Below are 11,683 nucleotides of genomic sequence, written 5' to 3'. Positions count from 1 at the left end.
TTCCCGCCGTCAGCCCCAGGACTTGAGCTTCTCGTAGACCAGGCGGCCGATCTCCGGGGCGGCCTCGGGGGACAGCAGCGCGTCGTGGGACGCCGCCAAGGTGTGCGTCTCGATCAGACCGGACACATGGGGGCGCCACTGGTCGACGAGGTACGGCACCGCCGCCTCACCCCGCCGGGCCGTGGAGACGAAGAGCATCAGATCGCCCTTGAGCACGTCGGGCCGGTAGGAGGTCACGATCTGGTAGTTGTTCTCCATGACCTTGGCGAACGCCGTGATGTGGTGAGGCTCGAGGTTCGCCAGCGCGCTGTCCCGGCTGCTGATCATTTCCATGACCGCACCGTGTTCGAGCACGACGTCGTCACCGATGGACTCGATGTCGAATCCGGCCACCAGCAGCAGGGCCCGGAAGACCACCTGCTCGGTGTACTCCTGGTGGATGTCGTTCCAGTACTCCTCGAACGGGCCCTGGTCGAGGTTGACCAGAAGACCGATCTCCTCTCCCTCGGCCTGCAGCTGAGTGGCGATCTCGTGGCAGACCAGTGCCCCCATCGACCAGCCGAGGAGGTGGTACGGACCGTGCGGCCGGACCTTGCGCATCTGCTCGATGTAGTCGGCCGCCATGGCCGGCACGCTGTCCGCGACCGGCTCACCCTCGTTGAATCCGCGTGCCTGCAGCCCGTAGACGGGGTACTCGGAACGGATCTGCTTGAGGAACTCGCCGTATCCCCAGGCCAGGCCGCCCGTGGCGTGCACCACGAACAGCGGCGGCTTCTCGCCTCCGGCCCGCAGCGGCAGCAGCACCTCGAAGCCGTCGCGGTTGGCGTCGGCGCCGATCAGCTCGACGAGTTGCGCGACGGTCGGCGCCTCGAAGATGGCGCGGTTGCCGACCTTGATGCCCAGGACCGAGCGGATGCGGCTGACGAGCTGGAGGGAGACGATGCTGTCACCGCCCAGTTCGAAGAAGTTGCCGTCGATGCCGACCCGCTCCAGACCCAGGACCTCGGCGAACAGGCCGCAGAGCATCTCCTCCTGCGGGTTTCGCGGACCGCGGGTACCCAGCAGCGCCCCGAAGTCGGGGGCCGGCAGGGACGCCCGGTCCAGCTTGCCGTGGGTCGTCACCGGAAGCGCGGCGAGCTGAACGAACGCGGACGGGACCATGTAGGAGGGCAGGGCGGCCGCCACGTGCCGGCGCAGTTCCGCCTGGTCGGCCTGTCCGCCGTCCTCCGGGACCACGTAGGCCACCAGTGCGGGCGCACCCGACTGGTCCTCCCGGATCACCACGGCGGCCTGGGCCAGCCGGGTGTGGGAGGCCAGTACGGACTCGATCTCACCCAGCTCGATCCGGAAGCCACGGATCTTCACCTGGTTGTCCACGCGGCCCAGGTATTCGAGCCGGCCGTCGGCGGACCAGCGCGCCAGGTCGCCGGTCCGGTACATCCGTGCGCCGTCGCCGCCGAACGGGCAGGCCACGAACCGCTCGGACGTGAGTCCCGCCCGGCCGAGGTAGCCGCGGGCCAGGCCGGGGCCGGCGATGTACAGCTCGCCCGCGACTCCGGCCGGGACCGGTCGCAGACCCGAGTCGAGCACGAACACCCGGGTGTTGTGGATCGGGCGCCCGATCGGCGGTGTGCCGCTGCCGGCCGCCAGCGGAGCGCTGGTGGTGGCCATCACGGTGGCCTCGGTGGGACCGTAGGCGTTCACCATCCGGCGGCCATCGGCCCAGCGGTCCACCAGCTCGGCCGGTGTGGCGTCGCCGCCGACGATCAGGGAGCGGAACGCGGGCAGATCGTCGGGCCGGACGGTCGCGAGGGCGGCCGGCGGGATCAGCGCGTGGGTGATCCCGCCGTCACGCAGCACCTGGGTCAGGACCTCGTCGGCCAGCGGGCCGGGAGGCGGAACCACCAGGGTGGCCCCCGCCGCGTACGTCATGCAGATCTCCAGGACCGACGCGTCGAAGCTGGGCGATGCGTACTGCAGCACCCGGCTGTCCGCCGAGACGTCGAACCGCTCCACCTCGGTGGCGGCGAAGTCGGCGATGCCGCGATGGCTGACGACGACGCCCTTGGGCCGGCCCGTGGAGCCCGAGGTGTAGATGACGTAGGCGGGGTGATCCGTGTGCAGGGCCACCGCGGGATTGTCCTGCGACTGTTCCGCCACGTCGGTCCGGTCGAGCAGCAGGTGCGGCACAGTCGCGTCCCCGGGCAGTCGCCCGGCGTGCTCGGAATCGGTGATCAGCAGGGTGGGCTGCGCGTCGCGGAGGATGTAGCCGATCCGCTCGGCCGGGTAGTCGGGGTCGACGGGGAGGTACGCAGCACCGGCCTTCAGAACTGCCAGCTGTGCGACGACGATGTCCACCGAGCGCGGCAGGGCGAGGGCCACGATCCGCTCCGGCCCGATTCCGCGCCGGACGAGCGCGTGGGCCAGCTGATTGGCACGGGCGTTCAGTTCCGCGTAGGTGAGATCCAGGTCCGCGGAGGTCACCGCCGTGGCCGAGGGCGTGCGTGCCGCCTGGTCCTCGAACAGCTGCGGGAACGTCAGCGGTGTGACGGCGTGCTCGGTGTCGTTCCAGTCGGCCAGCACCCGGTGCCGCTCGTCGGCGGTGAGGACGTCCACCGTGGCGACGGTCCGGTCCGGATCCCCCGTCAGGGCGTCCAGCAGGTGCTCGAGACGAGTCGCCAGCGTCTCGACGGTGGCCTGGTCGAAGAGTTCCGTGGCGAACTCGATGGACGCCTCGAGGCCCGCGGGCTCCCCGGCTGCGGAGAACCGCTCGCCGAACTGGAAGGTGAGGTCGAACTTCGCCACCTCCATCCCCACCGGGTGCGGGACCATCCGGGTGCCGGACATCTCCGATCGCCCGGTCGCGTTGTTCTGGAAGACCAGCATCACCTGGAAGAGCGGGTGCCGGGCCATGGACCGGGTCGGGTTGAGGTCCTCGACCAGACGCTCGAAGGGAACGTCCTGGTTCGCGTATGCCGCCAGGTCGGTCTCCTTCACGCGCTGGACGAGTTCGCGGAAGGTCGGGCTGCCGGAGAGGTCCGTACGCAGGACGAGGGTGTTGATGAAGAAGCCGACGAGGTCGTCGAGGGCTTCGTCGGTACGGCCGGCGATCACGCTGCCGATCGGGATGTCCTCGCCGGCCCCCAGCTTGCCCAGCAGAGCCGCCACCGCCGCCTGCGCGACCATGAACACGCTCGCGCCCGAGGCGTGCGCCAGGTCCACCAGCTGCCGGTGGACGCGGGCGGGGATCTCCAGCGGAATGGACCGGCCGCGGTAGTCCACGACCGCGGGGCGCGGCCGGTCCAGGGGGAGCGGCAGTTCCTCGGGTATGCCGGCCAGCGCGCTGCGCCAGTACTCCAGCTGTCCGGCCATGGCGCTACCGGGGTCGCTCTCGTCGCCCAGCACCTGCCGCTGCCACAGGGTGAAGTCGGCGTACTGGACGGGCAGGGGCTGCCAGTCGGGTGCTTTCCCCTCGAGACGCGCTGCGTAGGCGCTGGACAGGTCGTGCGAGAGCGGTGCCATGGACCAGCCGTCGCCTGCTATGTGGTGCACCACGATCAGCAGTACGTGGTCATCCTCCGACACCCGGAACAGGGACGCCTTCAGAGGGGGCTCGTGCGCGAGATCGAACCCCTGGTGTGCTGCGGCGCCGACCTCCCGGTCCAGGTCGGCTGCGGTGACGTCGACCACCTTCAGCTGCGGTGTCGCCTCCTCCACCGGGAGGACGACCTGCCGCGGCCGGCCGTCCGAGTCGGGGAACACCGTCCGCAGGCTCTCGTGCCGGGACACCACGTCACCCAGGGCCGCCTCGAGGGCCGTGGCGTTCACCTCGCCGAGCATGCGCATGCTCAGCGGGATGTTGTAGGCCGGGCTCGGCCCTTCGAAGCGGTTGAGGAACCACAGGCGGCGCTGGGCCAGTGACAGGGGCACCTCGTCCGGGCGCTCCATCACGGTCAGTGCCTGGCGTGAGCCGTCGGCCGAGTCCAGGACGACCGCCAGCTCCGCGACCGTGGGTTCCTCGAAGACCGTGCGGACCGCCAGCTCCACTCCGAGTTCGGTACGGATCCGGCTGACCAGACGGGTAGCCGTCAGCGAGTGCCCGCCCAGATCGAAGAATCCGTCGTCGATGCCGACCTGCTCCAGGCCGAGTACGTCGGCGAAGAGCCGGCACAGCAGCTCCTCGCGCTCGTTGCGCGGACGTCGGCCACCGGCGGCACTGCCGAACTCGGGAGCAGGCAGGGCCTTGCGGTCCAGCTTTCCGTTGGTGGTCACGGGCAGCGTGTCCAGGGCGACGAAGGCCGAAGGCACCATGAACTCGGGCAGCACACCGCCCACATGGGCACGCAGCTCGGCCACATTCGGATCCGCACCGGGGACGGCCGGCACCACATAGGCCACCAGGCGTTTGTCGCCCGGCCGGTGCTCGTGGGCCACCACGGCGACGTGGTTCACCGCCGGATGTGTGACGAGGACCTTCTGGATCTCCTCCAGCTCGATCCGGAAGCCGCGGATCTTGACCTGGTCGTCGACCCGGCCCACGAAGTCCAGCTCCCCGTCGGGCCGCCAGCTCACCAGGTCCCCGGTGCGGTACATCCGCTCCCCGGGGGCGCCGAACGGGCAGGCGACGAAGCGTTCGGCGGTCAGCCCCGCGCGGCCGAGGTAGCCGCGGGCCAGGCCGGCACCGGTGACGTACAGCTCGCCCGGCACACCCACCGGGACGGGCCGCAGCCGGCTGTCGAGGACGTAGACCCGGGTATTGATCACGGGTCGGCCCATGGTGGGCGATCCGCTGCCCACCGCCAGCGGCCGGCTGATGGTGGTGCCGATGGTCGACTCGGTGGGGCCGTATCCGTTGACCATCCGGCGGCCCGCGGCCCAGCGGTCCACCAGCTCGGGGGACGTGGCCTCACCGGCGACCCCCAGCGACCGGAAGGCCGGGAAGTCGCCCGGCTCCACCGTCGCCAGTGCCGCGGGCGGGATGACGGCATGCGTCACCTGCTGATCGGTGAGGACCCTGGCCAGCACGTCGTCGCCCAGAGGCCCCGGCGGCGGCACCACCAGCGTGGCACCGGCCGTGTACGTCATCAGGTACTCGACCACGGACGAGTCGAAGCTGGGGGAGGCGAACTGCAGCACCCGGCTGTCGGCGGTCACGTCGAAGCGCTCGCGCGTCGTGACGGAGAAGCTCGCCAGACCGTGGTGGGTGACGACGACGCCCTTCGGGCGGCCGGTGGAACCGGAGGTGTAGATGACGTACGCGGCATGGACGGGCTTCACCACGACGCCCGGGTTGTCCTGCGGCAGGCCGGAGAGGTCCAGGCGATCGAGCAGCACCTGCTCGACGCGGACGTCCCCGGGCAGCCGGGCCGCGTGCTCGGAGTCGGTCACCAGCAGCGCGGGCGCCGAGTCCCCGAGGATGTAGCTGATGCGGTCGGCCGGGTAGTCCGGGTCGATCGGGACGTAGGCCGCCCCGGTCTTGGTCACCGCAAGCTGCGCGATGGCGTTGTCCACCGACCGCGGCAGCGCCAGGGCCACCACCTGCTCGGGGCGTGCACCCCGCTCGATGAGAACGTGCGCCAGCTGGTTGGCACGGGAGTTCAGCTCCTCGTACGTCAGCGTGACGTCGGCGGACGCCAGGGCGGGAGCGGTGGGGGTCAGGGCCGCCTGGTTCTCGAAGAGCTGCGCGAAGGGCACCGGGGTGATGTCCCGCGCGCTGTCGTTCCAGTCCTCGAGGATCTGCCGCCGATCGGCCTCGGACAGCAGCTCCAGCTGCCCGAGCGGCGTGCTGCTCCGTTCAGCCAGCTCTCCCAGCACCCGCACCAGGGTGCCGACGATCCGCTCGGCCGTGGCCCGGTCGAAGACGTCGCCCCGGTAGTCGGCCCTGACGAGCAGTCCGTCACCTTCCGGGATCGCCGCCACGCCCATCGGGTAGTGCGTGGAGTCCTCGGGCTCACCACTGCGCACGAGGAGGTCGCCGACCTTCTCCTGGAGTTCGTCGTTGTCGAAGGGGAAGCTCTCCAGCACGACGGCCGTGTCGAACAGCTCGCGCAGACCGGCGATTTCCTGGATGTCGGCGAGTCCCAGGTGCTGGTGCGGCATGAGTTCGGTCTGCTCGTCCTGGAGCCGGGCCAGCAGACTGCTCAGCGGCTGGGAGACGTCGAGACGCACACGGACCGGCAGGGTGTTGATGAACAGGCCCACCATGGACTCGATGCCCGGGACCTCCGGCGGCCGCCCCGACACCGTGATGCCGAACACGACGTCGTCCTTGCCGGTGAGCTGGCCCAGTGTGACGGCCCAGGCGAGCCCCAGCATGTTGCTCAGGGTGACGCCCAGCTCTCGTGCCGTGGCGCGGAGCTTCGTCACCGTCGCCCCGGGAAGCATCCGGGAGATCCGCTCCGGTGCCACCGGCCTGCGGCGGGGGTCCACCGGCGCCAGCAGCGTCGGCTCGGTGATGCCGCTGAGCGCCCGGGCCCAGGCGGCCTCGGCCGCGGCGCGGTCCTGCCGGGTCAGCCAGACCAGGTAGTCGCGGTAAGGGGTCACCCGGGGAAGGCCCGAGTCGTCCCCCCGCCGGTTGTACAGCTCGAACAGCTCGCCCAGGAGGATGGGCGACGACCAACCGTCCAGCAGGATGTGGTGATTGGTGATCGCAAAGATGTGCCAGTCGGGTGCCAGCGTGATCAGTGTGAACCGGATCAGCGGGGGAGTGCCGATGGTGAAACGACGGTTGCGGTCCTCGTCGAGGATGCGGGCCCGCTCGGCATCCCGGCGCCCCTCCGGCAGGTCGCTGAGGTCGGTCTCGTACCACGGCAGCTCGACCTCGGCCGGAATCACCTGCACGGCTTCGCCGCTGTCCAGGGTGCGGAAGGCGGACCGCAGGTTGGCGTGACGGCTCAGCAGGGCGGCGGCGGCGAGCCGCAGCGCCTCACGGTCCAGCGGCCCGCGGATGTCCATCGCCGACTGGAAGGTGTAGACGTCGTGGCCCTGCTGGTCGTACACGGCGTGGAAGAGCAGGCCCTGCTGGAGCGGGGCCAGCGGCAGTACGTCGTCGAAGCGCGGCTGGTCCGCCTCCAGCCGGTCGATCTCGCTCTGGGCCAGTGTGACCAGGGCGAGATCGGACGGAGTGTGACCACCGGCGTCCGGATGCTCGGCATGGGTGACGATGGCCTCCAGCGCCCGGAACCAGGTCTCGGCCAGGTCCCGCACGTCGTCCTCGCCGAACAGCTCCAGCGGCCAGGTCCAGTTGGCGAGCAGAGAAGGCCCGTCGGCCGTCTCCTGCGCCACCGAGTTCACTTCGAGCACGTGGTGCAGCGGCATCTGCGGGTCGGCGCCGCCCCCGATGCCCGAGTCGTCGCCCTCGTCCGCCGAATCGCCCAGCCGGCCGAGGTAGTTGAAGCCGAGCTGCGGGGACGGGAAGGCCGCCAGCACCTCCGCGGTGCGCGGGTTGAGGTGGCGCAGCAGACCGTAGCCCGCCCCGTTGTCCGGCAGTGCCCGGAGCTGCTCCTTCACCGCCTTGACGGCCCGGCCGACGACCGGTCCGCCGGACCAGACCCCGGACCACTCGTCGGCCGCCACGGCCGGGTCCAGGTTCACCGGGAACAGACTGGTGAACCAGCCTACGGTGCGGGAGACGTCGGCGCCCGGCACCAGTTCCTCCCGGCCGTGTCCCTCGAGGTCGATCAGGACGCCGGGCGCGTCCAGGCCGCGGCGTCGCCGCCAGTCCGACACCGCCAGGGCGAAGCCGGTCAGAAGGACGTCGTTGACGCCCGCATGGAACGCTGCGGGGACGCGGGACAGCAGTGCGCCCGTGGTCGCCGCCGGCAGCGACAGGGAAATGCCCCCGGACGTCGCGATCACATCGCGGGCCGGGTCGAGGGGCCGGGCGCCGAGCCGGGGGTCCTCGGTGCGCAGCATGGACGTCCAGATGTCCAGCTCGGCCGTACGCGCCTCGGAGGACGCGGCCTCCGCCAGCCCCTGGGCCCAGCTGCGGAAGGACGTGCCCACGGGCTCCAGGTCGGGCGTGCGGCCGGCGGCAACGGCCTGGTAGGCCGCGTCGAGGTCCGGCAGCAGGATGCGCCAGGACACTCCGTCCACCACCAGGTGGTGCACGGTCAGCAGCAGCCGACCGGCGGTATCGGGGCCCGAGTCGAACCACACGGCCTGAAGCATCACCCCCGCGTCGGGAGCCAGGCGCTCCTGAGCCTGGCGTGCCTCGTCGGCCATGGACACGGCGGTCGCGTCGACCCGTCGGATCAGCTCCGCCGCGCGGACGGAGCCCTTGGGCGTGACTTCCAGTGCCCACTCGCCGTTCGCCGGCCGGGCCAGTCGCAGCCGCAGCGCGTCGTGGTGGTCCAGCACCGCCTGCAGCGCAGTGGTCAGGTGGCCGAGGTCGTAGTCGCCCGGAACCTGCATCACCATGGCTTGGTTGAAGCCGTCCACCGGTCCGCCGCTCTCCCGCAGATGGTGGATGATCGGCGTCAGGGGAACCGCGCCGATGCCGCTGTCCGCAGACACGTCGGTGCGCTTCGCATCGTCGACGTCCTGTGCGATTGCAGCGATCGCCTCGACGGTGCGCTTCCGGAAGACGTCACGCGGCGTGAACACCAGCCCGGCGCGGCGGGCACGGCTGACGAGCTGGATCGAGATGATGCTGTCGCCGCCGAGCTCGAAGAAGCTGTCGTCGATGCCGACCCGCTGCAGGCCCAGGACCTCCGCGAACAGTGCGCACAGGGTCTCCTCGCGCGGGTTGCGCGGACCCCGGCCGGAGGTCTCACCGCTGAAGTCGGGGGCGGGGAGGGCCCTGCGGTCGAGCTTGCCGTTGGCGGTCACGGGCAGCGTCTCGAGAACGACGAACGCGGACGGGACCATGTAGTCCGGCAGCAGGCCCGTCACATGTGCGCGCAGTGCGTCGGTGTCCGTGGCCGTGCCCGCCGCTGGGACGACGTAGGCGACCAGACGCTTGACACCGGGCTTGTCCTCGCGGACCACCACCGCACTCTGTGCGACCGACTCGTGCCCGGCGACCACTGCGTCGACCTCGCCCAGTTCGATCCGGAAGCCCCGGATCTTCACCTGGTCGTCCGCGCGCCCCAGGTACTCGAGCAGACCGTCCGCGGTGCGGCGGACCACGTCGCCCGAGCGGTACATCCGCTCGCCGGACGGGCCGAACGGGTCGGCCACGAACCGCTCGGCGGTCAGGTCGGGGCGGCCGCGGTAGCCGCGGGTCACGTTGGGTCCCGCGATGTAGAGCTCGCCCGCCACGCCCGGCGGCAGCTGCCGCAGCTGTCCGTCGAGGACGTACGCCCGGGTGTTGCTCATCGGGGAGCCGATGAGCGGCTTCGTGCTGTCCTCGAACGGGCAGCACAGCGTGACCACCGTGCACTCGGTCGGGCCGTAGTAGTTGTACGCGGCCACGTCGGGCAGATCGCGCATCTCCTGCCACAGCGCCTCATCGGTCGCCTCGGCACCGATCTCCAGCAGGCGCGGCCGGTGCGCAGCGGCATCCATCAGCCCGGCGGCGAGCAGCTGTCGCAGCAGGGTGGGGGTGGAGAAGATGAAGTCGAGACGCTGGTCCCGTACGTAGCCGACCATCTGGTCCGGGTCGCGCCGCACCTCGTCGTCGATCACGTGCAGCTCATGGCCGTCCAGCATCCAGATCAGCCCGTTCACCGACGCGTCGAAGGTGAACGCCGCGGTCAGTCCGGCCCGCACCGGCCGTCCGCCGAGGGCCTGCGATCCGGGCCGGAAGAGCTGTTCGCGCTGGCTGTGGAAGAGGCTCACGGCGTTGGCGTGGGACACCACGACGCCCTTGGGCCTGCCCGTCGACCCCGAGGTGTAGATGATGTACGCGAGGTTGCCGGCCGCCACCGGAGCAATGCGCTCGGCCTGCTCCAGGTCCGTATCGGGCAGGGCGGTCAGCCGTGCCTCGGCGTCGGGGGCGTCGAGCAGGATGCGCGGAACCCCGGACGTCGTCCCGGGAAGCCCCTCGGCAATGCCGGCGAGAGTGATCACGCTCGCCGGAGCGGCGTCCTCGAAGAGGTAGGTCATGCGCTCGGCCGGGTACTCCGGGTCCAGCGGCAGATAGGCGGCGCCGGACTTGAGCACGGCGAAGAGGGCCACGACCAGGTCGGCCGAGCGGGGCAGCGCCAGGGCGACGAGCCGCTCCGGGCCCGCGCCCTGCTCGACCAGCAGCCGGGCGATCCGGTTGGCGCGGCTGTTGAGCTGCGCGAACGTCAGCCGCTCGGCACCGCACACCAGTGCCGTCTCGTCCGGGGTGCGAGCGGCCTGCAGTTCCAGCAGGCCGTGCAGCGTCTGGCCTTCGGGCAAGGGCAGCGGGGCTCCGGTGCCCTCGGCGAGCAGCCTTGCGCTCTGCTCCGGCGACAGCAGCCGACGGCTGCCCACGGGGCGGTCGGCGTCGTGGTCGACCGTGGTCAGCAAGCGCACCAGGCTGTCGGCAAGGGACGTCACCAGCGCCGGATCCAGTACCTCCGGCTGGTAGTCCATCCGGAGTTCCATGGTCTCGCCGACGAGAACGGCGATCGTGAGCGGGTAGTGGGTGGCGTCGTCGGTCTCGCCGGCCACGATCCCGAGTGCACCCGACGACTTCTGCAGGCTCTGCTCGTCGACCGGGAAGTTCTCGAAGACAACGATCGTGTCGAAGAGTTCGCCGTGTCCGCCCAGCCGCTGGACCTCGTTCAAGCCCATGTGCTGGTGCTGCATGAGTTCGGACTGCTCGTCCTGCACCCGGCTCAGCAGGCCGTTCAGCGTCTCGGTGGGGTCGAGCCTGACGCGTACGGGCAGGGTGTTGATGAACAGGCCGACCATGGACTCGATGCCCGGGATGTCGGCGGGGCGTCCGGAGACGGTGGCGCCGAACACCACGTCGTCCCGCCCGATCAGCTGGCCCAGCACCGTTGCCCAGGCGACCTGGACCACGGTGTTGACGGTCACCCCCGTCTGACGGGCCGCCCGGGCGAGCGCGGCGGTCTGCTCCGCCGAAAGCTCCACCCGGTGCCGTGCGCGGCTGCGCGACGACTGCTGACCGGCAGCGATCAGCGAGGGCTCGTCGAGCCCGGCGAGCGACTGCCGCCAGGCGGCCTCCGCGGCCGTGCGGTCCTGACGGCCCAGCCAGGAGAGGTACTCGCGGTACGGGGTCACCCGGGGCAGGCCCGAGTCGTCGCCCTTCGTGCCGTACAGCTCGAACAGCTCGCCCAGCACCCGGGCGAAGGACCACCCGTCCAGCAGGATGTGGTGATGGGTGACCAGGAACTGGTGCCGGTTGCGGCCCGTGGCGATGAGGGTGAAGCGCACCAGCGGGGGCCGGGCCAGGTCGAAGCGCCGGGCCCGGTCCTCGGCGACCAGCCTGGCCAGCTCCTGCTCGCGCTCCTCCTCGGGCAGCGCGAGGAGGTCCACCTCGGTCCACGGCACCTCTACCTGGCGAGGGATCACCTGGACCGGCTCTCCGCTCTTGCGCGACCGGAACCCGGCTCGCAGGTTGGAGTGCCGGCGGAGCACGCCTTCGGCGGCAGTCCGGAGAGCCTCGGTGTCCAGCTCGCCCTCGATGGTGAAGTTGAGCTGGATGGCGTAGACGTCGGATCCGTCCTCGTCGTACATCGAGTGGAACAGCAGTCCCTGCTGCATCGGCGACAGCGGGAGGACGTCCTCGAGCCCTGACTTCTTCATC

The 11,683-nt window shown here is 70.9% G+C and carries 1 protein-coding gene; it reads right to left on the bottom strand.

The features are described 5' to 3' along the window. Positions 1-9 precede the first annotated feature (9 nt). Complete coding sequence (locus AC1Z4A_RS10165) at positions 10-11,682, bottom strand: amino acid adenylation domain-containing protein (RefSeq protein ID WP_483677563.1); 11,673 nt, start codon at positions 11,680-11,682, stop codon at positions 10-12. Position 11,683 lies beyond the last annotated feature (1 nt).

Source organism: Streptomyces sp. 17_S59, from assembly GCF_056930295.1.
The sequence above is the reverse complement of the archived record's forward strand: the minus strand, read 5'-3'. Positions and strand labels throughout refer to the sequence as shown.